The sequence below is a fragment of the Marinomonas rhizomae genome (assembly GCF_024397855.1).
Classification (GTDB): Bacteria; Pseudomonadota; Gammaproteobacteria; order Pseudomonadales; family Marinomonadaceae; genus Marinomonas; species Marinomonas rhizomae_A.
Genome location: NZ_CP073343.1, coordinates 2,852,630 through 2,877,246, shown reverse-complemented (window position 1 = coordinate 2,877,246; position 24,617 = coordinate 2,852,630). Strand labels below are relative to the sequence as shown.

Genomic DNA, 24,617 nt, shown 5'->3' with positions numbered 1-24,617 from the left:
CATTCAATAGGAAAAATACAATGTGTAAGCTCTTCGTGAATTCAGATCCTAGTCTATGGGAAAATGTCACTCGTTCTTTGCGTATTGATGGCATGGTCACCAGTATTCGCTTGGAAAGTTTCTTTTGGTTTACGCTGGAAGAGATTGCCCAGCGCGATAAGCTGTCTTTGTCGCAGATGATTGCCAAGCTGAACCATGAAGCCTTGGATGCGGGCCATAATTTGGATAATTTCACGTCTTTTCTACGAGTCTGTGCGATGCGTTATCTGCATTTGCAGACCATCGGAATGTTGCCGCACTCCCATGACGTGAGTTTGGCGTCTCTTAATTCTGATCGTATTCTTGAGCAGGAGAGGTCTTATCTAGAAGTTCACCAGTAATTTTTGAGACTTTTTTACGACTACTGCGCTCACTAATACTTTGTTAAAAACAGACTCAAAATACTCATTTATAGCCCATAAACTCCGCTTTTTCGTCTGTTTTTGCCTCGTCTTGGTTTCGCTCTTAACATCGTACAAAGGTCTCAATTAGCTTAATGTTATTTTTGCCCCAACATTTTTAGTAGTGTTCCGTCTTTTAAGACGTATTGATGAAACAAGGCAGCGAAGGCGTGTAATAAGACCAAAGACATCATGATGTTCATGGCGATTTCGTGTACATCGCCCATAAAGTGAATGCCTAAGTACCAAGCGGTTGCGCCAAACACAGGCACTAAAAACATCAGTAAATATAAGATTTCATGGACAATACGAGACAATCGATCGAGTAAGTTAGTTGAGGCTGTTTTGGCTTTTTTAGACAGGAAGCGCACTATGATGCGTATTACGACCAAGGCAATAACGGCCAATCCAACATATACATGCAATGATGCCACTAGGTTATAGCCTGCATTGCTGTCATCAAGGTGTTGACGAAAAGCGCGCCCCATCCCTTCACTGACGAAGTAGTTGAAAATAATTAAGGCGGCAATGGCCCAGTGCAATAGGATTTGGGTTGTATTGTAGGATCGCTCTTGGTTTTGCATTTTAATCTCTATCGTTAACCGGTTGGCGAAGTGACTCTTCTTTTACCAGTGAACTTTAGCGAGGCAAGATTAAGGTTTTCTTAACGGCTATTTCATTGAGCATATATTTCTAGATTTCTGCCTATCTCGCCTAAAATGCTCACGGCGTTTCCTATATAATGTGCGCCATCTCGTTGTTACGATTCATTCAGTTTAAGCTTTTCATTGTTAGAAAGGCTTTTTATTAGGTAAACGGCACTTTATGTTTAACGCTTCATCTACTCGTTTAAATAAATACATCAGCGAAAGCGGTATCTGCTCTCGAAGGGACGCTGACCGCTTTATTGAACAAGGTAATGTGTTCATCAATGGCAAGCGTGCTTCGGTGGGCGATCAGGTGGTTGCTGGCGATACGGTGCGAGTGAATGGGCAAATTATCGAACCGCAAGACGCAGATGATTTTGTTTTTATTGTGTTGAATAAGCCAGTTGGCATTGTGAGTACTACGGAAAGCTCCGAGAAAAATAACATTGTCGATTTTGTTAGCCATGGGGTGCGTATTTTCCCAATTGGTCGTTTGGACAAGGATTCTCAGGGTTTGATCTTTTTGACCAATAATGGCGATCTGGTCAACAAGGTATTGCGTGCCGGGAATAACCACGAGAAGGAATATTTAGTGACGGTGAATAAGCCGATCACAGATGACTTTATTGCAGGTTTGGCAGGTGGTGTGCCGATATTAGGGACGATGACGAAGAAGTGTCCGGTGAAAAAAGTCACGGCGAATGTGTTTAACATTACCTTGGTGCAAGGCTTGAATCGTCAGATTCGTCGTATGTGTGAGCATTTTGGCTATGAAGTCATGAAGCTTGAACGCACGCGGATTATGAATGTCAGTCTGAAAGGTGTTCCCGTTGGTGAGTGGCGAGATTTAACACAGAAAGAATTGTCTGTGTTGCTTAAGTCTATTGAAGATTCTTCTTCAGAAGCCAGTGCGCCAGCGAAGAAGTCTCGCAATGCACCGCGTAAAAATACGCGTTCTGATGGTGTGTCAAAACCGAAAGCTTCAACAAAACCAGGCGCTGCGACGAAAGGTAATACTAAGCACCCTAAAGATGATTCTAGAAAGCCGGTGGGTTCGAAAGGAAAAGATCGTCGTCCTTTTGGTGATGGTAAGAAGCCTGCGGGTAATGGCGCTGGTGGAGGCAAACGTCCGACAGGTAAGCCAAGTGGGGCGCCAAAAGGTAACGGTAAGCCTGCTCCTAAAGGTAAGCGTCCTGCAAACGGTCGTGGCCCTAATAAAGCGTCGCGCCCATAGAGAACAATAAAAAGCCCTAATGATGAGTTAGGGCTTAGATGACTCGAATGTGGTACCACCATGAGATTTAGTGGCTAGCAGGCGAGGTTATTTTCCTAATATAGTGTTGGTGGTCGACTTTTTAGACACCTTCGCTGCTTTCTTTTCTTTTGCCGTTAAAAGCGGTTTCTTCTTTGTATCTTTCTTACTGTTTTGACCCTTGCTCATGATATTCACCATCAGTCATAACTGTATAACCTTCGTGGGCTCTTGCCTACGGTAGGGCTGTTGCTACGCACGGTTGGTATTGACGCCGTAAAAATTTGCTACGCAGCCAGCTGAGTATGTGCTTATTGCAGAGCAAGTAAAGGGCTATTTGAGGTGAAAATAGTAATTTTTTTGTCGTTGTTTTTTTGCTTTCTTGGTACTCAAAAAAGTTATCATTGAGACGCTATTGTAAGTTTGAAGCAGTCGTTTTTATTTTGTTTATAATGGGTGAGTCGATAAGGAAAACGGTATCTCTTTGTGTTGTTTTTCGTTTATTACTTAAGAGCTTTTGAGGATGGTTATGTATACAGACGAAGATTTAAATTTGGCCGTGAAGAAGGGCGTTTTTTCAGCCCATTCAGTAGAGGAGTTCCGTCAGCTTGTATCGTCCTCAAACGGCTCATCGGCAGTAGATGAAGAGAACTTTCGTCTGGTGGGTGGGTTTAACGATATTTTTATAGTCATTGCTTGTGCTTTGCTGTTGTTTTCATCGCTTTGGGTGTTGATGTCAATGAATGAAAGCTTGGCGTATTTGGTGTTTGCTGGCTTATCTTGGGGATTGTCAGAAATCTTTGTTAAACGCCGAAAAATGGCGTTACCTGCCATTGTGTTGCTACTGACTTTTGTGGGCGGGGCGTTTAATTTCGCAGGGTCTTTATTAGGTGATCAGTCTAGCTATGCGGTGATTTTTTCGACCGCAGTGTCTACTTTGGCAGCTTACCTTCATTGGCGTCGTTTTAAGGTGCCTATTACGGTCGCTGTTGGTACAGGAACGGCCTTAGCGTTATTGGGTTCCAGTGTACTGAGCTTTTTCCCTCAAAGCGCAGGCTTTCTGATGGTCACTTTGTTTTTATGCGGGTGTGTGGCGTTTGCTTTAGCTATGTATTGGGATGCTGGTGATACCAGCCGCACAACACGCAAATCTGATGTGGCTTTTTGGTTACATTTGCTAGCGGCCCCTTTAATTATTCACCCTATTTTTTCCAATTTGGGCATCTTAGAGGGCAATGAAAGTTTGAGTAATATGCTGCTGATTGTTCTTTTGTACTTGTTGATGACGGTGGTGTCTATCTCGATTGACCGTCGTGCTTTTATGGTATCGTCTCTGGTCTATGTGATTTACGCTTTGGTGAGCTTGTTTGAGCATTATGGTGGTGTGGGTTATAGCTTTGCTGTGACGGGTGTTGTCGTCGGAGCGTCTTTACTGCTGTTGTCTTTTTATTGGCACACGGTTCGATCTGTTTTTGTGCAAAGACTGCCTGAACGTATACAAGGCTATCTTCCAGTGATTAAGAAGGTATAGATATGTTTTTTCGTTTTATAGGTATTGCACTGATTGTATTTTTGTCTGGCTGTAGCGCCTTAAAGGATACGATGGATGTTCGTAAGCCAACAGCATCGATAACGGGTGTTTCGGTCAAAAGTGTGTCGACAAAATCCATGACATTGCTGATGGAAGTTAAAGTGAATAACCCCAACTCGTTTGACCTTAAAACGGCGGGTGTCGATTTGGATTTATTGATAAATGAACACAAAGTTGTGAAGATAAATCAGCCTGATGTTAATTTATCTTTGCCTGCCGAAGGCAGCAATAGTATGCGCCTTCCTGTGACATTGATGTTTGATCAAATTCTTGAAAGTGTTGGGGGCTTGCCTGATAAAGACAGCCTGAAATATGTTGTGAAAGGTGCTGTGGCGATCAATTTGCCTGTACTGGGTGACTTTGATGTGCCGGTTGATTATTCCGGCACTCTCTCGATTCCTAAACGACTTGATATGTTTTTTTAGCTTTGTTGTTAGCAATAAATGTTGCGTACTAGCATATTGCTTTATAGCGAATGTTAGTTTATGAAGTTAAGCCGATTATAGTCAATAATATGCAGCAACGATAAAGGTAAGGGGTTATTATTTTCTGGGAATATCTTTGATAGCTTGATTCTTACCTGCATCCTCGTGTTAGATAGAGGACGCTTAGTGCTTTTATTAGGGTTCATTTTAGTCGTGGTTTTTTAGTATGAGTCATGCCGTATTTTATGAAAATATAACGACTTGTGAAGAGTGCGACTTTATTAACGAGATTCCTCCGTTACATAGCGGAGAGCGTTTTCGTTGTCAGCATTGTGATCATGTTTTGGTCAGTGCTCATCAGCATGTTGCTGCAAGGATTATAGGAGCAGGTCTTTCTTCTCTGTTAATGCTGGCATTGGCCATGAGTTTTTCTTTCCTTGGTTTTTCTAGCAATGGTATTGAGCGAAGCGTGACCTTGTTTGATACCTTGAGTGTGCTGCTTAGTCAGGGGTACCTTGTTCTAGGGGCATTAATCTGTCTGGCGTTGTTTATTTTTCCGCTGGTTTATCTGCTGTCTGTTTTATTTCTAATTTGGTCTTTTAGGCATCCGCATACCTTGAACCTTGCTCAACGTTATTGTCTACGTTGGATAACCGTTATTCAGCCTTGGTTGATGGTTGATGTGTTTCTGGTGGGGGTTTTAGTTGCGCTAGTCAAGATGAATAGCTTGGCCGATATTTCTTTTGAACTGTCTTTCTGGGCGTTTTGTGGTTATGTCCTGCTCTTGCTAAAAACAGTCACTTTGGTCGATAAACGTTGGTTTTGGAATCAAGTAGCTGGGAAGTCGGCTGAGCATGACGTGATTAAGGCAACGGCCAAGCAACAAGGGCTAATTGGCTGTCTTTTTTGTGGCGCTACCTTGTCTGGTGATGCGCAACATTGTGACCGCTGTGGGCATGCCGTTTATAGCCGACGACCAAAAAGTATTGGCACCACTGTTGCGTTATTAATTGCTTCCTTGGTGATGTACATTCCAGCTAATGTTTTTCCAATCATGCAAACGACATTTTTAGGTACTACTGAACCTTCTACTATTATGGGGGGGGTGTTGTTGCTTTGGTCGCTAGGCTCTTATCCTGTTTCCTTGATTATATTGCTGGCGAGTGTCGTTATTCCTCTTGCTAAAGTGCTGGCATTAAGCTGGTTGTGTTGGCAGAGCTATTTTCCGAGCCGCAAACAGACAGCACAAAAAATTAAGCTGTATCGTATTACCGAATTGATAGGGCGTTGGTCGATGATTGATGTTTTTGTGGTGGCTATTTTGACTAGTTTGGTTCAAATGGGTAATTTTATGTCTATTTTACCTGGCCCCGCGGTGTTGTCATTTACCGCTGTTATTGTGTTGACTATGTGGGCTGCGATGGCATTTGACCCTAGACTCTTATGGGATAAAGACGAAGCTCCTAGTAGCTCTTCTATAGAAAGGGGAAATGAGTGAGTGATCCAAACAAACAAGTAGAAAGTATGCGACAAGTCCGATTTAACTCTATTTGGCTTGTGCCCTTGATTGCGCTGTTAGTCGCAGGTTGGATGCTTTATCAAAACTGGTCAAGCCAAGGCCCAGTTATCACGCTGATTGCTGCCAATGCAGATGGGTTAGAGATGGGGAAAACCAAACTCAAATCCCGGAACGTCGACATAGGGCGAGTCATTGATATTCGTCTGAGTCCAGATTATGAAAAAGCCATTATTCAAATTCGGATGAATCATGGTACAGACAAAATGTTGCGTGATGATGCTAAGTTTTGGGTGGTTAAGCCTCGTGTGGGTAAAGAGGGGGTAAGTGGCTTAGGGACATTGTTATCGGGCGCTTATATTGATATGACGCCAGGCGTAAAGGGGCGATTGGAAACCGAGTTTACGCTTCTAAGTCAGCCGCCATTGTCTACTGAAGATGAGGGCGTGCGTCTTGTTTTATCTAGTACCGAGGGATCTAAGTTAGACGTTGGTGCTTTAGTGCATTTTCGTGGTTACGAAGTCGGTTATGTTGAAAAAGTTGGCTTTGATTCAGAAAAAGGAGCGATTACATATCGTATCGTTGTGCGTTCTCCGTATGATGCTTTGGTTAATAGTGACGTGCAGTTTTGGATGACTCCGGGGTTGTCACTAAAAAGCTCTGCCAGTGGTTTTGAAGTTCGTCTTGATTCATTAGAAACATTTTTTGCTGGTGGAATTTCGTTTGGCTTGCCTCCAGGTCGAACAGCAGGGCCACCGGTTAACGACATGGCTTCATTCCGCCTTTATTCGTCAAAAGAAAGCGCTGCGAACAATATGTACAATCAATTTATCAATTATGTATTTTTGTTTGAGAGCAACATTAGTGGCCTGACACCGGGTGCCGCCGTTGAGTTTCGAGGTGTGCGTATAGGTACGGTTCTTGATGTGCCATTTAATGGTATTCCAATGGACTCTTTAACTTCTCTTGATACGCCTTTGATCCCAGTACGAGCACGCATCGAGCCTCAACGCTTGAACTCCCTAGATACGTCGGAGGAATCATCATTACAAAAATGGAATGAATTAATCGAAGATCGTATTAATAAAGGTGTTAGAGCGACCCTTAAAATTGGTAACTATCTGAATGGTGCAAAGGTTATTAATATCGATTTTATAGCCAATCCACCGCCAGTAAAAATAAAAGAGTTTGCCGGTTATCAGATTTTCCCCACAGCACCGGATGCGCTTGCTAATATTGAAACCAAAGTGGGAAATATCTTAGATAATGTGTCTCAGGTTCCTTTAAATAGAACGTTTGAGCAGCTTGGGCAAACCCTGAGTGAAGCCAACGAAACATTACGCCAGTTACAAGAGCTGAGTAAAGGTGTGAAACAGTTGCTTGATAAATCAGAGACTCAAGCGATTCCTGCGGATCTTGCTGCCACTATTAATGAGTTAAATGTTACTTTGGAAACCTATCAGGCAAATGGCCAAATTGGTCGTCCTTTGAAAGAGAATATGGTGTCCCTAGGGCGAGCATTAAACGAGTTGCAGCCTTTGCTTCGTCAGTTGAGAGAAAATCCAAATACACTCATTTTTGATAGCAAACCGCGAGTAGATGTACAGCCAAAAGCAGCGAAATAGTTGAAAGGGATAAAATGAATATGATGATTTATGGGCGCGTTTTTTTGCTGGCTTTAATCGGTTGGATGATGACTGGTTGTGCCACGCAAACCCCACCCAGTAAAGAATATTTGTTGATGGATACTGGGCTAAGTAATGTCCAATCTCAACCGACAAAAGCAATGTCTGTGCAACTTATGCCAATCGTAGTAGCCAATTACTTGGCAAGTAGCGAGATTGTCTTGGTCACAAAGCAGGGTGATGTTCATCGTTCTCAGAGTAATTTGTGGGCTGAGCCGCTATCACCACAATTAACGCGATTAACCCAGCAGCGATTGGAAAAAACCTTACCAAATATCACTTGGTTTGGTGGTCAGCGTCTGCCGTCTTATGCGATTGCTTTATTGAATATTGAAGTAGATGCTTTTTACGCAGATTTAGAAGGCATGATACATATTGTCGGTCGTTGGCAGGTGATTTCTGCCATGGGAGACTTGTCTGCTTCAAATACGTTTGATGTCAAAAGCGCCTTAAAATCAGATGGTTATTCAACCATGGTGCAAACACTGTCTGCCAGCTGGTTTGATCAAGTGATTGATCCTATGGCACAAGAAATAGCCCAGTCGTTCAAAGAATAAACCTTGTTTTTTGGCGTAAATAAAAAGGGACGGCGGATCTATTCGCGGTCCCTTTTTTAATCCCAGCCAATTGATTCTTAGTGAGATTGATTGAACTCATTCATGGCAGCAATATGTTCTGGTCCAATACCGCAACAACCGCCAATTAACGTGGCGCCATCTGCCACCCATTGTTTAACCCATGCGAGGTAAGCTGGTGGTGTTAAATCTGCACGTAGTTCATCAAGACCATCGTTTGCTGTGGCATTTTTAGGTTGTGGTGGGAAAGCGTTGGCGTAAGCGCCGACTTGGATATTGCTAACCTTCAATGATGACAATACTTCTTGGGTGAGTCGAATCGCTTCGCCGATAATTTCAGGTTGGCTGCAATTAAACAGTATCGCATCGACGCCGATGGCTTGCATGGCGTTGACCGCCTCAACCACCGTTTCGCCAGACCGCAATAAAGGCTCTGCGGTTGGCTCTGAATCTTCAAGGGTAAAAGAGACCCAGAACGGTTTTTGATCGGTATCAATTTTATCGACAAGGGCTTTTACACGCGTAACTTCATCGATAAGGCTTTGGGTTTCTGATAACCAAAGATCCACATAAGGGTTGAGTGACTCAATAAGCGGAACAGCCAGCTCTTCAACACGATCGGCTTGATATAGATCTGCACGGTATGAACCGAACAGCGGAGCAAGAGACCCCGCGACTTTTGTACCTGTGCCGCTTTCGTCAGCGGCTTCACGAGCCACTTTTCCTGAAAGTACGGCAAGTGTTCGCCCTTGCTCTTTAAAGACGTCTTCGCCAATGTGAAAAGGAACTAGGGAATAACTATTGGTTGTGATGACGCGTGAGCCACTAGCAATGTAAGACTGATGTATTTCTTTTACAATGTTTGGTGCTTCCATCATCGCCAATGCAGACCATTCTGGTTGTTTAAATGGAGCGCCGCGGCGTGCAAGTTCTCGGCCCATGCCGCCATCAAGAATGGTAAATGAGGTCATATAAAATCCTACAGTATTTTAGTGTATGCGCGATTTTAGACGGATTTTTAAAGTATTCAATGGGCACACCAATTATCCAAGTGACACTATAGGTCTTTCGTATAGCGTTTGAGCATATCGGCGTTCGTTTCAGGCTCTGCGTTAATACCTAATTGGTCATTAATCATGACGCCCATTGCGGGTAGGGAGGATCGTTCGATTATTGCCTCACTAGACCAAAGCTTAGAACGCATTAACGCTTTTGCGCAGTGTAGAAAGACTTCAGTAATTTGTACTTCAATACAGGCTTTGGGTGGATTTTGTTCTTCTGAAAATAATGCCAAATAGTCTGGCGCTGTGCTTATGCGCGCCGTTCCGTTGATGCGTAAGGTTTCATCGACGCCGGGAATTAAAAATAGACAACCAATACTGTTGGTTGCCAATAAATTCACTAAGCTATCCAAACGATTGTTGCCTTTGGATTCTGGTATGACAATGCATTGCTCATTGATGACTTTTACAAAGCCTGGTTTGCCCCCTCGAGGAGAGCTGTCAGCTTTGCCTTCTGCGTTGTAACTCGCTAGGGTGAAGAATGGAGATAAACGAATAAAGGCGGTTGAATGCTTTTCTAGCTTAGTCAGAAGCTTGTCTTTTGCTCGCCCTTTAGGGAGGCCAAATATTTCTCTTAGTTCCTCTTCAGACTCTATGTACATAGCAATATCCTTATTTTTGGGTGTCATATTTTGACTGTTTTTGGGGGGTGCTTGTGTTTTAAAGGAAATTAAAATTTAATGAATAATAGACATAATATATAGGAAGTGAATATGTTATCAATTTGGAAAGGACGAGGCTGGATTGCCCCTGTTATTTTCATTGCCTTTTTTGTGGATATTCAACGAGTCGTTGATTACTTTATGGGAGAGGGATTTTATAGCGATAATCGTTGGGTAAAAGTGTCGGCTTTAGTGGCCGTTGCTTGCTTAGTGGGCGTTATTGGTTATCTGTTAAATAGTCGCGATCGCATTATTCAGATTGATTCTGAAACAGGCAAAAAAACTCGGTCACCGGCACACACCCTGTTATTTTTGCCTGTTGAGGTATGGGCTGTCATTGTTCCCTGCATTTTCTTAGGCGTTGATTATTTTAATGCTGAGCAAGAAAATAAGACGCTGGCATATCTTGCCAAGCCAAAGGTTAATGATATCTATGGGGTAGATTTTGCTAAAATTTTTAAAAACGAAGATCCCGTTTATAAATACGGCACCATGGTGGTTGTCTCCGTAAATCTTAATGTTGTAGAAGTGCAAAGTAGCACTCATGCTTATGACGGCAAAAGTGGGGTAAGAAAAGACCTACATAATGGTAAGGCCAAAGAAGCATTTTATTATGTGGATGAAGTAACGCCATTTAACATTCGAGAGGTGCTTAAATTTTATGAAAATGGCGCTATCTATTCAGTACATCGAGAGTAGCGGTTTCTATTCGTTTTCTTGTAAGAAAGTATCCATAGCGTTTAGAACATGCTGAGGATGAGTCATGTGTAAACAATGTCCATTTCCCTCTATGACTTCCAGCTTGGCATTTTTCAATTTCTTTTGAGTGTATTCGCCTACGCTTTTAGCGACTAAGGTATCGTTTGAACTTTGTAAAATAAGGCACGGATGAGAGATGCTCGGCAATAATGACCGATAATCAGAGAAGAAAGTCGCTTGTGCAAAGGGTTTTGAGTAGGTCACATCAGTAGAACAAAAACTGCTAAGTAACTCATGTACTAATGCATCATTTTCCGACATGCCAGGGCCAATAGGGGACAAGTCGTTACCCATTACTATTGGCGCTAGATAGTTTCCCCAGCCAATATAATCTTTATCCATTAACTGGATTAGGTTTTCCAAATCTTGTCTCTCAAAGCCGCCTTGGTACTCTTCGTCTATGTTTAAGAAACAAGGTGAAGGGCAAACCGCTACCAACTTTGAAAAAAGCTCAGGGCGTTGTTTGGCAACTATCCAGCCTATAGTGCTGCTGACAGAGTGGCCGACAAAAATAGCGTCTTTCAATTCTAAAGTGTCGCATATTTCAATGATGTCTAAAGCATAGCCTTCTAGCTGCTGATAGCGATTTTTTTCATAAGCAGAAAAGTCAGAATTGCCGCTACCGACATAATCAAATAGTAGTATTTTGTGTGTTTTTTCAAGAAACGGCAGCATAAAACGCCACATGTTTTGATTGCAGCCAAAACCGTGCGCCAAAATAATCGTCTTTTCGCCTTTGCCAACTAGTTTGATGTTATTGCGGAGCATAATGTCTGCTGACAGGTGTTCTGTTTGCAGTGTTTTCAGCATTATAAAGTGTTCCTTCCTTTATTTGAGTTCAGTCCTGTCTACTATTTCGCATAGGTATAACGCTATTTTATAATACTTACTTGAAGGTTTTTATGATCTACAGCAAGTTTATGGTAGGAATGTTTGCCGCGTTGACCGTAGCAAAAAAAACGCCAACGTGATGTTGGCGTTTTACATTCTACTAATGGATCGCTCTAAAGCGATTTAGAGTGAATGAAGCGAGTGATTATTTCGCTTTGTTCTTTGCCGCTTCAATGCTCTTTTGAATCAGAGGCGAAATAGTGAGGCCTTGCACAATGATGGAGAAGATAACCACAACATAAGTAATAATGACGATAATGTCGTGTAAATCTAGGCCTTCAATCATCATTTTATTGGTTGGAATAGCAGCAGCCATAGCAAGTGCTAACCCGCCTCGTAAACCGCCCCAAGTGAGTATTTTAACGGAATGCTTATCATATTCGCGGTAGCGTTTGAAAATTAGGTAAGGGGTGCCGACACTGATAAAGCGAGCCAGTAAAACAACAGGCACCATAACCAAGCCTAAACCAATTATTTCCCACGTTAATGGCATGGTGACAATCAGCATACCAATGATTAGGAAAAGTAAGGCGTTTAAGAAGCTGTCAGTCGCATGCCAAAAATCTTTTACATAGCGAGTCCCGTCAGGGCCACGTCTTTTTGACGCCGTTGCTCGCGTGATGTTACCAAGAAGTATACCGCTGGTTACCATCGCAAGTGCCCCTGAAATTTCCCAGATATTCGCCAGCGCAAAGCCAGCGGAAGGAATGGTTAAAGTGACTAATAAGCGAGTATTGATGTCTTTGCAATTGATGATAACAAAGTGACCAACTAGAGCGATAACAAGACCAAATACGATGCCACCAATAGCGTCTACTAAAAATAGTTCAGCGACTTCTTGGAAGTTGGCTTCGGTGCCATAAAAAGCGACGGCGAAAATGGTCGTGAAAATAACCAAACCCACACCATCGTTAAACAAAGACTCTCCTTCTACCTGGATAGAGATGCCCTGAGGCGCATTCATTTGTTTGATAATCGCCAATACTGCAATCGGGTCGGTAGGGCTAATCAAAGCGCCAAATAGTAGACAGTAGATAAAGGGAACGGGGAAGTTGAGGAGAGCCAATACATAGTAACTTAAATAGCCGACTATGAAGGTGGAAACGAGTGTGGAAAATAACACCAATATGGTGATCTCCCAGCGCTGCCTTCTTAATGCCGCAAGGTCGATTTCTAATGCGCCTGCAAACAATAAAAAGCCTAGCATGCCTTTTAACAAAAGCTGATTAAAGTCTATACCGGAAACAACTTGAGTAATGAAAAGCGCGGTTTCATCGCCAAGCATTTTCACAGCAAGAATCAGAAGTAATGAAATTACGACAGAACCTGTTGTGATGGCGATCGTAGTTTGCATTTTTAGTATGTATTGATTGGTAAAAGCGATAAAAACCGCTAATGCCGAAAGAAAACAGATGAGATACCAAGCGTTCATTCGAGAACCTTAACATTTATCAGTAAGAGTGAGAGTCATAAAAGGGTGCATGGGGGATGCTGGGACAGTATGTTATCCCTAGAATTTGCCTCTGTCACTGTTTCACTGTACAAAAAACAGCCCTAAAGTGCAGATTTTTAAAAAAAACAAGAAAGTTTCTTTCAGAAAAGAGTGCCTTTTCGCGATTTTGGCTTTTATGTAGGAAAATTACAACTATTTGGCGTATTGCTGTGCATTTTTCGAATAGTCTGAGCGAAAAAATTATTCTTCTTCTTTGTTTATCTCTTTTATTCTGTTGTTATGGATAACAATTATTAATAAAAACAAAATAAGGGAATCGATAATGCGCCCATTCTTATACAAACCTAGTTTGCTTAACTTAGCCATTGGTAGTTGTATTGCTTTTAGTAGCTTAGCAAATGCCGCTACTGTTGCGGCAATTCCACAATTGAGTGAAGCCAAATCTTCTGTTCTAGCTAAGAGTTGTGAGGGATTTTCAGCTCTATTAACGGCAAACAATACTGTGATTGACTCGGTTGAAACCGTCGCCAAGGGCGTGTTGAAATTAGGTGATAATGAGGTTGAAGAGCATTGTTTGGTCAGGGGCAAGATGCATGAGCGAATTGGCGAGGTAGATGGAAAGCCTTATGCCATTGGCTTTGAGTTGCGTTTACCTAAAAAATGGAATGGTCGTTTTTACTATCAAGCCAATGGTGGTTTGGATGGTGCCGTCAAAACGGCTGAGGGAGCACTAGGCGGTGGGCCTCTTACTGGTGCACTATTACAAGGTTTTGCAGTGATTAGTTCTGATGCAGGTCATGGCAAGGGGCTTCCAACCTTTGGTTATGATCCGCAAGCAAGACTGGATTATGGTTATCAGGCCGTTGCTAAATTAACGCCAATGGCAAAAACAGTGATACAGCAAGTTTATGGCAAAGGCCCTGATCGTAGCTATTTTGCAGGCTGCTCTAATGGCGGTCGTCATGCCATGGTGGCGGCGACCCGATATGCCAATGATTACGATGGTATTTTAGTCGGTGCTCCTGGTTATCGTTTACCGCTTGCGGCGGTGGCAAGCATTGCCGGTGCTCAAGTGTATGCGTCAGTCCCTAATACGGATAAAAAGGATTTGAAAACGGCTTTTACCTTGGCAGAACGTACAACCGTTTCGAAGGCTATACTGGCAAAATGTGACGCGCTTGATGGTATTAAAGATGGCATGATTCAAGATTTTAAGTCTTGTCAGACAGCTTTTAGTATTCAAACCGATGTGGCTACTTGTAAGGCAGACCGCGATGGTACTTGTCTTACTCAACCGCAAAAAGACGCTGTGGATACCATATATAAAGGCGTCACAACGAGCGATGGCACACGTTTTTACTCTTCTTTTCCCTATGATGCGGGGATTAATGATAAAGACCACATGATGTGGGAATACTCAGCTCCTTTACAGCGAGATTCTGGTGCCGTAGCAATGATTTTTAATACACCGCCTGTTGATCTTAAAGATTATAGTATCCGCAATTTCAATGGCGCTGACTTTGTTTGGCCGTCCAATATTGATGATTTGGTTGCTGGAGTGAATGCTGTGTCTGGGGGGTATAAAGAATCCGCTATGTCATTTATGGCACCGCCTACGCCAGAAAACATGTCTACCTTGCGAGATAATGGCGGCAAGATTATGGTGTACCACGGAGTGTCTGATGGCATTTTTTCTGTGCAGGATACGGAATCTTGGTATAACGCATTAAATTCAGCCAATGGAGGTCATGCTGACGATTTCGCCCAGTTTTACCCAGTGCCTGGTATGGGACATTGCCGCGGCGGGCAAGCAACGGATCAGTTTGATATGTTGATGCCTTTGGTCGCTTGGGTTGAAAAAGGTCAGAAGCCTGAACAAGTGATTGCGACTGCACGAGGGGAAGGTAACCCAGGTGGCGTCAATGATGAACTACCAGCCTCATGGAGTGCCAACCGTACTAGACCACTTTGCCCTTATCCTAGTGTCGCAACCTATGACGGCAAAGGTGATGTAGAAAGTGCGAAAAGCTTTGCTTGTGAGGTTCCTCAAAGCATGTAATGTTTTGGCCGCTACAAAAAGGCTTGCCTATGAAAATAGATAAGCCTTTTTGTTGCCCTCAATTTTTAATAGCTAATGTGCCGTTTTAAAGTGATTTGAATAATATCCCCGATTTTTTCATAGTTTGTAAATCTCCTTCATTTCTTAATGTTTTCCGCTTTTATAGGTCGTTGTTTACTTACAAAACATAACCAATTGGTCTGAATTAGATGAAGCGAGCCCTCAAGGGGAGTATAATCCGCGGCATTTACACTATATGAGATCTTTGCACGACTACTACGCTTGTCAATACTTTGTTAAAAACAAACTCGAAATGCTCATTTATACCCAATAAAATCCGCTTTCTCGTTTATTTTTGCCTCGTCTTGGCTTCGCTCGTAACATCGTGAAAATGTCCCAATATGAAATTTAGTGACGTCTTTTAGGAGTATATTCATGGCAACACCTTCCCAGCACGATTTGCGTAATGATTTTCGAGCATTATTAGCAAGCGGTAAATGTTATTACACTGCTTCTACATTCGATCCTATGTCGGCTCGTATTGCTGCAGATCTTGGCTTTGAAGTCGGGATTTTAGGTGGCTCTGTTGCATCTTTGCAGGTATTGGCTGCACCAGATTTTGCTTTGATTACTTTAAGTGAATTTACTGAGCAAGCGACTCGAATTGGTCGTGTGGCGCGTTTACCTATTATTGCTGATGCCGACCACGGTTACGGTAATGCATTGAATGTCATGCGTACCATTGTTGAGCTTGAACGTGCTGGTGTTGCAGCATTAACGATAGAAGATACTTTATTGCCAGCAAAGTACGGTCATAAATCTACTGATTTGATTCCAGTTGAAGAGGCTGTAGGTAAATTGAAAGCGGCTTTAGAGGCGCGTATTGATCCTATTATGAGCATTATTGCTCGTACTAATGCGGGTCAATTATCGACCGAAGAAACCATTTCCCGAGTTAAGGCTTACCAAGCTGTTGGGGTTGATGGTATTTGCATGGTTGGTATTCGTGACTTTGCTCATCTAGAAGAGATAAGTCAGCATATTACTATTCCAATCATGCTTGTGGCTTACGATAATCCAGAATTGCGTGATCGTGAACGCCTTGCTGCGAATGGTGTGCGTATTGTTGTTAATGGGCACGCAGCCTACTTTGCTGCGATCAAAGCGACATACGATTGTTTGCGTGAGCAACGAGGTATTGCTGAAGGCACTTTGAACGCTTCTGAGTTGTCTACGCGTTATTCCACTTTGGAAGAAAACCGCGTTTGGGCAAACAAGTATATGGATGTTCAGGAATAATTCAGAAATCTGTTCAATGTACAGAATGCTAAGGCGAAGGAGTTGTTAGTGCTGCGTAAGATGCTAATTTCCGATTATGATCAAGTGACGGCTTTGTGGGGAAATACTGAGTCCATGAGCTTGCGTGGTGCCGATTCTGAAGAAAACATCACTCTTTATTTAAAGAAAAATCCAGGACTAAGCTTTGTAGTAGAAAAGCAAGGTTTGCTGGTCGGAGCGGTATTGGCGGGCACTGATGGACGTCGAGGTTATTTGCAACATTTGGCTGTTAATGCAGCTTCTCGTGGAGAAGGGCTAGGGAAACAATTGGTCAACGCAGTAATTGATGGACTTGCGAAGCAAGGTATCGCCAAAACACATTTGTTTGTTCATGCAGACAATAAGGCAGCCCAAACTTTTTATGAGTCAATGGGGTGGTTTGCAAGAGACGAAGTGCGAATGTTTTCGTTCAACTCTTCCTCTGAGTTAAATGTATAAATCGTAAAGTGCCTGTTCTTCTATCGCATTATTAAAACGTAAAGGGCCAACATCATGTTGGCTTTTTCATATTTTTTACCTGTTAATATGGCGATTAACCAAGCTGGGCGAGTTGCTCATAAGTATTGCGTAGCCAGACTTTCATGCGTTGACGCTCGGCAATATTCATTATGCCTTTATCATTCGCCACAGCCCAAAAACTGCTGTTGTTAAAATCAATCTTTTGAGTCAACTTACTTTGTAGTTTTGGCAGTTCAATGATCAAGGCTTCGCGGCTCACGGCTTTTTTATAGGTGTCAGATTTTTGAAAACGAGAAAAATCAGTACCACGACCTAAGTTTTGTACGACCACAAAATCAACTGAGGGTTGAGTATAACGGTCAAGTAAATCATCCAGTAGCGCCACAGAGTCAGCGCCATCATCCATAACGTGCCAAAGACAGACCTGATATCCCATTTCGTCTAACAGGCCAAATACGTCGGTTTCTTCAATCCATTTTCCCAATGGCTGAGACGCTTGAGCAGCAAGATCAATGATTAAGTCACGATCTGGATATTCTTCAACGGCGGCTAGCATGCCATCTAAGCTGTCTTCCTCGCCAATCACGATAGGTGAAGCAAACTCATTGTAAAAGCGTGAAAAAGTTCCGTGAGATGCATCACAGTCAAAACCTAAAAACGGTTGATCATTATCAATATAGAATTGTGCTAAGACGCGCGCGGTCATAGATTTTCCTACACCGCCTTTTTCACCACCGACAAAATGTACCTTACCCATTTAAATTTCCTCATTGAATCTTAACTTGATCATGGTTAAAGGATTTACTGAAAGCATGGTTGGTTGGAAATGCATGCTAACAATATTGCCTGAAAAGGTTTTGCACTTTCATTACAAAGTAACAGAAAAAAGAATAAATGGGTTAGTAGTAAAGGGGATTAGGCTGCTTTTCTAGGTACTTAATCAAATAGGTGCTAGTCTGAATGATTGTAAATTACATAATATAAGGATCATTTTATGGAGATCTTAGCTTTTTTATTTATTGGTGCCTTGGCGGGCTGGTTAGCAGGTCAGCTGGTTAAAGGTGGCGGCTTTGGCTTGATTGGTAATATCGTTATTGGTGTTGTTGGTTCTTTTGTCGGCGGATTCACATTTCAATTGCTCGGTTTGTACTCTGGTAGTTTCTTAGGTTCTCTTGTTACGGCAACGGTCGGGGCGATTATTCTTCTCTATGTTGTGCGGCTTGCTAAATCCTAGTTTGAAGACGGTTTCTCATAAATCAGCCCGTTTTTAAATGCGGGCTTTTTTATGAGCAATAGTTTAATGGTCAAGCTTAGATAAGTTCTAGTTCTTCCATGATTCGGCGTATAGTGGCTTTGGTGCTGTCTTGCAATGGCACCATTGGTAAACGACATTCTTCAGTACAAAGACCTAATAATGACATTGCGTATTTTGGACCAGCTGGGTTAGGTTCGATAAACAAAGCGCTATGTAGGGCAAATAATTTATCCTGTAATTGTGCTGCTTCAACATAATTGCCTTCACGGCATAAGTGCTGTAGTTCGACAATTTTTTTCGGTGCTACGTTTGATGTCACCGAAATACAGCCAATACCACCACCGACGTTATAAGCGACAGTGCTTACATCGTCTCCGCTTAGAAAGCTAAATGGTTTATTTATTAGTGCTCGCTCGCGAATAGGTCGAGTTAGATCACCTGTTGCGTCTTTTACGCCAATGATTCTTGGTAATTCAGCAAGGCGAGATAAGGTTGCGACCTCTAAGCCAACAACAGCGCGTGGTGGAATGTTGTAAAGAATTATGGGGAGTTTGCTGTTGTCATGTACATATTTGAAGTGCTCATACAAACCTGTTTGATTGGGGCGATTGTAATAACCGGCTACATGTAAAGTGGCATCAGCGCCAGCTTGATAAGCGAATTCAGAATAGTTTACCGCTTCAACAGGGTTGTTAGAACCAGCCCCAGCAAGAACAGGGACGGCTTTATTTGTTTCTTGAACGGTAATTTCAATAACACGTTTGTGTTCATGTTCGCTTAACGTAGGGGATTCACCCGTTGTCCCAACAGGCACTAAGCCATTGATGCCTTGATCAATTTGCCAGCGAACGATGTTACGTAATGCCTCTTCGTCTAATTGGCCGTTACGAAAAGGGGTGATAAGTGCTGTGATTGCGCCGTAGAACATACTTTTGCCTCATTTAGGCCGGTATACATTCTGCTGATAAAGAGAGATAAACCCGTCAGCGAGAATGCTGCCGGGGAGTTGTTTAAATCTTAATTCCACACGTCAGCGCCGCAAAGCTTCTTAGCCTTACGTTTATCACCGTTGCGTTTATTTAAGATGTTGTTATTCATAGAGTAATAGAAAATCTTTGTTCAGTTTTATAAATATTTAGTTTTTCTATGCTGACGTTTTTTCTAAAAAAGGTCAATACGCGAAGGCGTTTTTTGTTCGATCTATTTTCGCCTCTAGGATGTTCGTTTTTTTGCGTTAGATTGGATAAAATATTGGCGCAATTTAATGCGCTTTTAATCATTCTAATAAGAGAAACTATATGGATCTTACGACTTGGCTTTCTTTGGTTGCAGTTTGTGTCATGGGGGCAATTTCTCCGGGGCCGAGTCTTGCGGTTATTTTACGTGTATCAGTTTCTCAATCTCCTTTGCATGGAGTGTTAGCTGCCATAACACATGGTTTAGGAATCGGCTTCTGGGCATTTTTGACACTGCAAGGCCTTGCTATATTGATGTCAAAACACCAAACCATATTTTCTGTATTAACCGTTTTAGGTGGGATTTACCTTGCTTGGTTAGGCTTTAAAGCATGGCGTTACGCTGGTAAAGGTCAAGACATTAAGGTCGAAGGTCAAAAGTCTTCCTATTGGGAGTCCGCTCGTGATGGCATGATGATTTCTTTGATGAACCCAAAGGCGGCTCTGTTTTTCTTAGCTTTGTTTAGTCAGCTTATTCCTGCTGAAATAAATACCTTAATCAAGTTCCAATTATGGGCAACCGTGGTAGTCATTGATACTGGATGGTATGTCATTGTGGCTCTGCTTTTGGCTGGTGGGCCTGTGCTTTCTTGGTTACGTCGTCATACTGTTTGGGTAGATAGAAGCATGGGGAGTATTTTGATATTGCTTGGTCTAAAAGTGGTGATCGATGCCTTTGCCTAGGCATGAATTAGCAAACATATCATTCACATTGTTTGGAAATACGTTTAGCAAGACGTTTTTTACCGTCAGGTTATGGATTGTTTATTTGGTGGGAGATAGGTCTCCAAACAATGATTCTGAAACGCCATAAAACCGCGAAACTTCGTCGCGTCGAACTGATTTCTTTTGGCGTGAAAGTAAAACACAATTCATGGGTGGATATACAGTCTATTTTTGAGATGAACGCATTTTTGCGCGTTTAGCCATTTTAAATAAACCAGTTGTGCGCGTTTTGTGCTGGCGGTAAGGAAGAAAGTCTCCTAATATCAATGAATAAGGATTTATAGAGCAGAAATAACAGGCTGTGGATAAATGAAATAACACGCATGCTTGTTTTTCCAGTTTTCGCTTCTGTTGGTATCAGTTATTAGGGCACTTAAATCAGTGACTTACTGGCGTGAATAGAGAGTTGTGAAATTGTCTAAACGCGCATGCGCATTAACAAAATGTTGAACTAAGCCGCTTCGCGGGTCTTTTCTCAGTTTCCCCCAATTTCCTCAGTTAGAGTCACATTTAATCTTCCACTCAACAATGGAGGATTAGTTATGACGCTTTAAAAAGTGCTTCGTATCATACCGTCATGGGACAATGCAGTTAGCGTTAGCACACGGTGAGATCGGTGTATAAAAACAGATCAGATCATAAGGCCTGAGGGAATCGCTTGCCTCGTGGGTCAAATCGCGCTACAAAAGAGCAAACAAAGAACCAACATAGTGGCGATCAAAGACGATCTTAAACGGCATAGTCTAAACATGTGTTGGTATTTAGCGAGTTATATAACAGGGAAGTCCTACCACGAAAAAAGCAAATCCCCTATATATACAACGCAGCCGTTCAACAGTGGGTTATAGCCGCAGCTACGCTGCCGTATAACCCTTAATTGTTATGTGACTACAGAACCCTCTCATTTTAGTGGCGTTGTTATGCAGAATTTAAAAGAAAAAATCAAAATAATTGATAAATTAATTTTGGATGATACACCTCAAAGTTTAGTCTACGCAGCTCTTGAGTGTAGACTAGCAATCGAGTTAATTTGTTACGAAAGATTAAAAGTATCAATAGGAAAAATGTCTAAAAATGATGTGGATTGGTAACCTAAGAAGGTAATTCGCCAAATCTTAGCGGAAGAAAATCCAAACGCGACTGAAGAGTTAACTCTTTCAATTTCACCTGAGCCTAATAAAGAGACTGATTCTAAGCCAACCTTAGAGGAATTTAAGGCAAAGTCATATGTTAAGCTTGGTATGCAGTCAGAGTTAAATATAAATAAACTAGCTAGATATTATCAAGCTTTATCTAATTTAGCCCTTCATGTCTCTGTGCCAAAAAACCAAACAATTCAGACATATGGTGACGCTACAATTATTAAACGAAAATTAGGGGAAGCCCTTGTTCAACTAAGAGCTGTTAGCTGCGGTAATCTCGTATTGGGAGGGATCGGACCAGAGTACAAGTTTCAATGTTTAACATGTAATTCTTTAATAACCCGAAAAGTTTCTGTATTACATGAGGGAAAAATAGTTCACTGCAATTCGTGCATTGAAAGTTACTTAATTTCTATAAGCGAGGGGGAGATTTTCTACTCCCGGAATGTATATGAAATACCTTGTGATATTTGTAGTACGACTTCTCTTTTACCTAAAAATTTATTTAGGAATATGAGAGTAGAGGAGTGTCATGATTTGAAGTGTGATGGTTGTGATAAAAATTTATATGTCAGATTAATGCCAACAATGTATAAGTTTCGCGAATAAGTCACATAACAAGAAAATCAACAAGGACACGTAACAGTTGGCTACGTTTCGCTTCGCTACACAATTTTAGCCAACCATTACTTAGCCTGTTATTTAGGCGTTATATTTCACGGAGGATTCAGGTTGTCATTTCCAGTTTTAGAGACAAATCGCTTGAGGTTAGATAAATTATCTAAAGAAGACTCAACTAGCTTATTTGAGTTGTTCTCGGACAATTCAGTTGTCGAATATTATGATTTGGAAGCTTTCACTGAACTATCACAAGCGAGTAACTTAATAGAGTTCTTTAACTCTCGCTTTAACGACAACACTGGTATTCGTTGGGCTATTCGCCTAAAAGAAACAGATCAATTTATCGGAACTTGTGGCTTTAATACTTGGAGTTCCAAAATGAAAAATGCCGTACTTGGATATGATTTATTGCCAAAGTATTGGGGCATGGGTTTGACCACTGAAGCAGTCCATCGAATAGTTAAAGCAGCCTTTTTAGGTGAATTACCTTGCGGTAAACTTAATCGTATTCAAGGTGATACCGTTCCAGGGAACTTAGCATCTGAATCACTGCTTCTAAAGGTTGGTTTCAAAGAGGAAGGCGTAAGACGCCAAAGTGGTTACTGGAAAAAACAGTTTCATGACCTTAAATGCTTTGGGTTAATTCAGTCCGAGTACAGTGAAATATAACAAGAACAAAAAACAGTTGTTTTTTGCTCCTTCGTCGATAATTTTAACCAACTATTGTTTGCCTGTTAATTAGGCGTTACATGAAGGAATCATGAGAAGCATCGAAGCGATCATTAAAGATATCGACGAGTATGTGCCGGTCAACGGTCAACGGTCAACGGTCAACGGTGAATGGGAGTCTTTGGATGAGTTGATAGATGAAGCCTGCACGCTCAATGATCGAAGAGTCGTCAAACCTTTGCTTGGGGTGTTAGAGCGTAATCAGGATCATGATGGCTATGGTGCATTTTGGTCGATTGTTCATGGGCTAGAGTCTTTGGAAGGTTACGAATCTGATCTGGCTGCTTCTGTATTAAGTAGGCCTCACGAGATGGGCGTACTTATGCTCAATCGAATGCTAAACGGTGGCATCCAAAAAATTGATGGTAGGCTCGTCCTGGAAATACTCGAGGAAATTGGTGCTACCCCTGCGTTCCCAATATCTATACGAGAAGAAGCAAATCACTTCTTGGCCTATCAAAGAGATAGCATGTAACAAGTTGTTGTAGTTTGTTCCGGCTTACGACCTCCACCGGTCGCCCCTGTCGGGGTGCCGCTAAACAAAAGCGTTAACTCTCAATACAATAAATTATGGAGTACACATGGAAGATAATATTAATGAAATACCAACTGAATTTGAAAATGCAACTAGAGGAGAAAGACTTGGTGCGGCTTTAATAGATGCACTTATTATTACGGTTGTCATTATACCTTTAGCTTACTTTATGGGGTATTTTGAAAATTTTGGTGAAGTTACACCTCCCCTGAATATAACGATAGTTCTTGCTATAGTTGGTTTTGCTCTTTATTTTTTGGTTAATGGAAAATTATTACATACTAACGGGCAAACTATAGGTAAAAAATTTAATGGTATCCGAATAGTTAAATTAGATGGAACGAAACCAGACATTAAAGAGTTACTTGTAAGGCGTTATATTCCGTACTTTGGATTTCCTTACATTCCTTATATTGGAAGTTTCGTCAACCTTATTAATCTTTGTTTTATTTTTGGCAAAGAGAAGCGATGCCTTCATGACAAAATAGCAGGCACTAAAGTTGTCAAGAGTTAAGGAAGGTGCGAACAAGTCCTCTTGTCTCGGTAATTGCTCCTGCATTACCCTAATAACCTACATCCATGTAGGAATCAGCATGTGGATAAAAGCCTGTTGTTCGAGGCGAGTGCCGAATGTGAATAGTGGTTCTATTTTCGAGGTGCTCAACAAAGAAAACAGGCTTTTAGGCCATGCCCTCGGCAATTGCTCCTGCATTGCCCTAATTGCCTACATCCATTTAGGCATGCGGGTATTTCAGAGCTTACTATTAAAAATAACAGGCCACATGTCGTTGCGACTCTTTGAAAGGTACCTACATTCCTTCAGAGTCGCGCCTTATTTGCCGATTTCTCTGAAAGACTGAGGCTTAGTAGACTTATTCGCACCTTCCTTAACAAAGCGTTTAAATCGCCTTCGGCTGGGACGTCTGTCGTAGCCCTTTAACGCGGCGTTAAATCCTCTTAGACGCACTCCCGATCGCGCGACTCTATGTAATTTCCGAGTCATTAACGGAAAGATTTTATCGAACAGCAAGCCCAATCTATGCCTTACGATAAAAGTTGTGCTGCTAAGCGTGACGTCAAACAATGTGAATGAGACGTTTGGGCGATAGTTTGACCAAAGAACAACCCCATCCTCCGCCTTCCCCTTGGAAATAAAAAGGAGAAGGTTAGGGGGATTAAGGGAAAACCGTTATGGCTGTTAGGCGTCGAAGTAAGGTGATTTCATGCCTTTACTTGCCTCGGCCACGACGTCACCATCAAATAATTTAATGCTGAGGCTGGCGTTTATTGATTTGGCTATATCGGACAACATGCCTTCTGCGTAGGCGCGGGCGTTTTGTACTGAGTCGAACTCGTAGAAGCCGCCTACGGAGTGATTGTTGATGCCGCTTAGCCAAGTTTTATTTCGAAGCCCGGTGACAGTTTGCATTGCTGGGTTAGCTTCTTGCCATACTTCTTCAGTAAATAGTGCTGATACTTGAAGTTCAGCGTACAGAAAAACACGGTTTGGTTGGGTCATTGTAGACTCCTTAGTTTAAATATTTAGTGGGATCTTAATTAA

General features: G+C 42.0%; 25 protein-coding genes. 17 read left to right on the top strand and 8 right to left on the bottom strand.

Going from position 1 to position 24,617, the window contains the following annotated elements:
- The first annotated feature begins 20 nt into the window (after positions 1 to 20).
- Complete coding sequence (locus KDW99_RS13605; RefSeq protein WP_255825446.1) at positions 21 to 380, top strand: ribbon-helix-helix domain-containing protein; 360 nt, start codon at positions 21 to 23, stop codon at positions 378 to 380.
- 158 nt (positions 381 to 538) lie between these two features.
- On the opposite strand, the gene KDW99_RS13600 is transcribed toward KDW99_RS13605, so the two are convergent.
- Entirely contained in the window at positions 539 to 1,024 is a 486-nt protein-coding gene (locus KDW99_RS13600; protein WP_255825444.1) for a cytochrome b, read from the bottom strand.
- A 241-nt stretch (positions 1,025 to 1,265) separates the two neighbouring features.
- On the opposite strand from KDW99_RS13600, the gene rluF reads away from it, so the two are divergent.
- The 6 genes from rluF (at position 1,266) to KDW99_RS13570 (ending at position 8,113) form a co-directional block, all read left to right on the top strand.
- Entirely contained in the window at positions 1,266 to 2,321 is a 1,056-nt protein-coding gene (rluF, locus tag KDW99_RS13595) for a 23S rRNA pseudouridine(2604) synthase RluF (protein ID WP_255825442.1), read from the top strand.
- A 547-nt stretch (positions 2,322 to 2,868) separates the two neighbouring features.
- Positions 2,869 to 3,870 carry a hypothetical protein gene (locus KDW99_RS13590; RefSeq protein ID WP_255825440.1) on the top strand — a complete coding sequence of 334 codons (1,002 nt, stop codon included), beginning with the start codon at positions 2,869 to 2,871 and terminating at the stop codon, positions 3,868 to 3,870.
- Positions 3,871 to 3,872: 2 nt separating this feature from the next.
- Positions 3,873 to 4,355, top strand: coding sequence for an LEA type 2 family protein (locus KDW99_RS13585; protein WP_255825438.1), 483 nt, complete (start codon positions 3,873 to 3,875; stop codon positions 4,353 to 4,355).
- Positions 4,356 to 4,581: 226 nt separating this feature from the next.
- A complete protein-coding gene (locus KDW99_RS13580) occupies positions 4,582 to 5,853 on the top strand; it encodes a paraquat-inducible protein A (protein ID WP_255825436.1) in 1,272 nt (423 codons plus the stop codon).
- A complete protein-coding gene (gene pqiB, locus KDW99_RS13575) occupies positions 5,850 to 7,496 on the top strand; it encodes an intermembrane transport protein PqiB (RefSeq protein ID WP_255825434.1) in 1,647 nt (548 codons plus the stop codon). Before KDW99_RS13580 ends, pqiB begins: the two co-directional genes overlap by 4 nt.
- A 14-nt stretch (positions 7,497 to 7,510) precedes the next feature.
- Entirely contained in the window at positions 7,511 to 8,113 is a 603-nt protein-coding gene (locus KDW99_RS13570; protein WP_255825432.1) for a PqiC family protein, read from the top strand.
- Between the two features lie 77 nt (positions 8,114 to 8,190).
- On the opposite strand, the gene KDW99_RS13565 is transcribed toward KDW99_RS13570, so the two are convergent.
- The gene (locus tag KDW99_RS13565) at positions 8,191 to 9,102 is read right to left on the bottom strand and encodes a homocysteine S-methyltransferase family protein (protein WP_255825430.1); all 912 of its coding nucleotides are present in this window, start codon (positions 9,100 to 9,102) and stop codon (positions 8,191 to 8,193) included.
- A gap of 86 nt (positions 9,103 to 9,188) precedes the next feature.
- Complete coding sequence (locus KDW99_RS13560) at positions 9,189 to 9,794, bottom strand: MSMEG_1061 family FMN-dependent PPOX-type flavoprotein (RefSeq protein WP_255825428.1); 606 nt, start codon at positions 9,792 to 9,794, stop codon at positions 9,189 to 9,191.
- Positions 9,795 to 9,905: 111 nt separating this feature from the next.
- Between KDW99_RS13560 and KDW99_RS13555 the strand changes: the two genes are divergently transcribed.
- On the top strand, positions 9,906 to 10,553 hold the full coding sequence (locus tag KDW99_RS13555; protein ID WP_255825426.1) for a hypothetical protein: 648 nt from the start codon (positions 9,906 to 9,908) through the stop codon (positions 10,551 to 10,553).
- A 6-nt stretch (positions 10,554 to 10,559) separates the two neighbouring features.
- On the opposite strand, the gene KDW99_RS13550 is transcribed toward KDW99_RS13555, so the two are convergent.
- Complete coding sequence (locus KDW99_RS13550) at positions 10,560 to 11,423, bottom strand: alpha/beta fold hydrolase (protein WP_255825424.1); 864 nt, start codon at positions 11,421 to 11,423, stop codon at positions 10,560 to 10,562.
- Positions 11,424 to 11,649: 226 nt separating this feature from the next.
- Positions 11,650 to 12,936: a cation:proton antiporter gene (locus tag KDW99_RS13545; protein WP_255825422.1), complete on the bottom strand. Its 1,287-nt coding sequence runs from the start codon at positions 12,934 to 12,936 to the stop codon at positions 11,650 to 11,652.
- Between the two features lie 343 nt (positions 12,937 to 13,279).
- Between KDW99_RS13545 and KDW99_RS13540 the strand changes: the two genes are divergently transcribed.
- The 3 genes from KDW99_RS13540 (at position 13,280) to KDW99_RS13530 (ending at position 16,792) form a co-directional block, all read left to right on the top strand.
- Complete coding sequence (locus tag KDW99_RS13540; RefSeq protein WP_255825420.1) at positions 13,280 to 15,016, top strand: tannase/feruloyl esterase family alpha/beta hydrolase; 1,737 nt, start codon at positions 13,280 to 13,282, stop codon at positions 15,014 to 15,016.
- 435 nt (positions 15,017 to 15,451) lie between these two features.
- A complete protein-coding gene (locus KDW99_RS13535) occupies positions 15,452 to 16,315 on the top strand; it encodes an isocitrate lyase/PEP mutase family protein (protein WP_114413291.1) in 864 nt (287 codons plus the stop codon).
- Between the two features lie 48 nt (positions 16,316 to 16,363).
- Positions 16,364 to 16,792 carry a GNAT family N-acetyltransferase gene (locus KDW99_RS13530; RefSeq protein ID WP_239544164.1) on the top strand — a complete coding sequence of 143 codons (429 nt, stop codon included), beginning with the start codon at positions 16,364 to 16,366 and terminating at the stop codon, positions 16,790 to 16,792.
- Positions 16,793 to 16,886: 94 nt separating this feature from the next.
- Here KDW99_RS13530 and KDW99_RS13525 read toward each other — a convergent pair whose 3' ends face one another.
- Complete coding sequence (locus KDW99_RS13525; protein ID WP_255825416.1) at positions 16,887 to 17,570, bottom strand: mobilization protein; 684 nt, start codon at positions 17,568 to 17,570, stop codon at positions 16,887 to 16,889.
- A gap of 237 nt (positions 17,571 to 17,807) precedes the next feature.
- Between KDW99_RS13525 and KDW99_RS13520 the strand changes: the two genes are divergently transcribed.
- Positions 17,808 to 18,047 carry a GlsB/YeaQ/YmgE family stress response membrane protein gene (locus KDW99_RS13520; protein ID WP_012070611.1) on the top strand — a complete coding sequence of 80 codons (240 nt, stop codon included), beginning with the start codon at positions 17,808 to 17,810 and terminating at the stop codon, positions 18,045 to 18,047.
- Between the two features lie 76 nt (positions 18,048 to 18,123).
- Here KDW99_RS13520 and dapA read toward each other — a convergent pair whose 3' ends face one another.
- On the bottom strand, positions 18,124 to 18,996 hold the full coding sequence (gene dapA, locus KDW99_RS13515; RefSeq protein ID WP_255825413.1) for a 4-hydroxy-tetrahydrodipicolinate synthase: 873 nt from the start codon (positions 18,994 to 18,996) through the stop codon (positions 18,124 to 18,126).
- Between the two features lie 370 nt (positions 18,997 to 19,366).
- Between dapA and KDW99_RS13510 the strand changes: the two genes are divergently transcribed.
- The 5 genes from KDW99_RS13510 (at position 19,367) to KDW99_RS13490 (ending at position 23,570) form a co-directional block, all read left to right on the top strand.
- Positions 19,367 to 19,987: a LysE family translocator gene (locus KDW99_RS13510; protein WP_255825412.1), complete on the top strand. Its 621-nt coding sequence runs from the start codon at positions 19,367 to 19,369 to the stop codon at positions 19,985 to 19,987.
- A gap of 962 nt (positions 19,988 to 20,949) precedes the next feature.
- Positions 20,950 to 21,120, top strand: a complete 171-nt coding sequence (locus KDW99_RS13505) for a hypothetical protein (RefSeq protein WP_255825411.1) — start codon at positions 20,950 to 20,952, stop codon at positions 21,118 to 21,120.
- Positions 21,121 to 21,933: 813 nt separating this feature from the next.
- The gene (locus KDW99_RS13500; RefSeq protein WP_255825410.1) at positions 21,934 to 22,461 is read left to right on the top strand and encodes a GNAT family N-acetyltransferase; all 528 of its coding nucleotides are present in this window, start codon (positions 21,934 to 21,936) and stop codon (positions 22,459 to 22,461) included.
- Positions 22,462 to 22,552: 91 nt separating this feature from the next.
- Complete coding sequence (locus KDW99_RS13495; RefSeq protein WP_255825409.1) at positions 22,553 to 22,996, top strand: hypothetical protein; 444 nt, start codon at positions 22,553 to 22,555, stop codon at positions 22,994 to 22,996.
- Positions 22,997 to 23,102: 106 nt separating this feature from the next.
- Complete coding sequence (locus KDW99_RS13490) at positions 23,103 to 23,570, top strand: RDD family protein (protein WP_255825408.1); 468 nt, start codon at positions 23,103 to 23,105, stop codon at positions 23,568 to 23,570.
- A gap of 684 nt (positions 23,571 to 24,254) precedes the next feature.
- Here KDW99_RS13490 and KDW99_RS13485 read toward each other — a convergent pair.
- Positions 24,255 to 24,575: a YdhR family protein gene (locus KDW99_RS13485; RefSeq protein ID WP_255825407.1), complete on the bottom strand. Its 321-nt coding sequence runs from the start codon at positions 24,573 to 24,575 to the stop codon at positions 24,255 to 24,257.
- Positions 24,576 to 24,617 lie beyond the last annotated feature (42 nt).

What these genes read in the sequence shown, in the direction of transcription:
- KDW99_RS13605 (WP_255825446.1), top strand. Translation starts at nt 21, where the DNA reads ATGTGTAAGCTCTTCGTGAATTCAGATCCTAGTCTATGGGAAAATGTC.
- KDW99_RS13600 (WP_255825444.1), bottom strand. Translation starts at nt 1,024, where the DNA reads ATGCAAAACCAAGAGCGATCCTACAATACAACCCAAATCCTATTGCAC.
- rluF (WP_255825442.1), top strand. Translation starts at nt 1,266, where the DNA reads ATGTTTAACGCTTCATCTACTCGTTTAAATAAATACATCAGCGAAAGC.
- KDW99_RS13590 (WP_255825440.1), top strand. Translation starts at nt 2,869, where the DNA reads ATGTATACAGACGAAGATTTAAATTTGGCCGTGAAGAAGGGCGTTTTT.
- KDW99_RS13585 (WP_255825438.1), top strand. Translation starts at nt 3,873, where the DNA reads ATGTTTTTTCGTTTTATAGGTATTGCACTGATTGTATTTTTGTCTGGC.
- KDW99_RS13580 (WP_255825436.1), top strand. Translation starts at nt 4,582, where the DNA reads ATGAGTCATGCCGTATTTTATGAAAATATAACGACTTGTGAAGAGTGC.
- KDW99_RS13570 (WP_255825432.1), top strand. Translation starts at nt 7,511, where the DNA reads ATGAATATGATGATTTATGGGCGCGTTTTTTTGCTGGCTTTAATCGGT.
- KDW99_RS13565 (WP_255825430.1), bottom strand. Translation starts at nt 9,102, where the DNA reads ATGACCTCATTTACCATTCTTGATGGCGGCATGGGCCGAGAACTTGCA.
- KDW99_RS13560 (WP_255825428.1), bottom strand. Translation starts at nt 9,794, where the DNA reads ATGTACATAGAGTCTGAAGAGGAACTAAGAGAAATATTTGGCCTCCCT.
- KDW99_RS13555 (WP_255825426.1), top strand. Translation starts at nt 9,906, where the DNA reads ATGTTATCAATTTGGAAAGGACGAGGCTGGATTGCCCCTGTTATTTTC.
- KDW99_RS13550 (WP_255825424.1), bottom strand. Translation starts at nt 11,423, where the DNA reads ATGCTGAAAACACTGCAAACAGAACACCTGTCAGCAGACATTATGCTC.
- KDW99_RS13545 (WP_255825422.1), bottom strand. Translation starts at nt 12,936, where the DNA reads ATGAACGCTTGGTATCTCATCTGTTTTCTTTCGGCATTAGCGGTTTTT.
- KDW99_RS13540 (WP_255825420.1), top strand. Translation starts at nt 13,280, where the DNA reads ATGCGCCCATTCTTATACAAACCTAGTTTGCTTAACTTAGCCATTGGT.
- KDW99_RS13535 (WP_114413291.1), top strand. Translation starts at nt 15,452, where the DNA reads ATGGCAACACCTTCCCAGCACGATTTGCGTAATGATTTTCGAGCATTA.
- KDW99_RS13525 (WP_255825416.1), bottom strand. Translation starts at nt 17,570, where the DNA reads ATGGGTAAGGTACATTTTGTCGGTGGTGAAAAAGGCGGTGTAGGAAAA.
- KDW99_RS13520 (WP_012070611.1), top strand. Translation starts at nt 17,808, where the DNA reads ATGGAGATCTTAGCTTTTTTATTTATTGGTGCCTTGGCGGGCTGGTTA.
- dapA (WP_255825413.1), bottom strand. Translation starts at nt 18,996, where the DNA reads ATGTTCTACGGCGCAATCACAGCACTTATCACCCCTTTTCGTAACGGC.
- KDW99_RS13510 (WP_255825412.1), top strand. Translation starts at nt 19,367, where the DNA reads ATGGATCTTACGACTTGGCTTTCTTTGGTTGCAGTTTGTGTCATGGGG.
- KDW99_RS13505 (WP_255825411.1), top strand. Translation starts at nt 20,950, where the DNA reads ATGCAGAATTTAAAAGAAAAAATCAAAATAATTGATAAATTAATTTTG.
- KDW99_RS13495 (WP_255825409.1), top strand. Translation starts at nt 22,553, where the DNA reads ATGAGAAGCATCGAAGCGATCATTAAAGATATCGACGAGTATGTGCCG.
- KDW99_RS13490 (WP_255825408.1), top strand. Translation starts at nt 23,103, where the DNA reads ATGGAAGATAATATTAATGAAATACCAACTGAATTTGAAAATGCAACT.
- KDW99_RS13485 (WP_255825407.1), bottom strand. Translation starts at nt 24,575, where the DNA reads ATGACCCAACCAAACCGTGTTTTTCTGTACGCTGAACTTCAAGTATCA.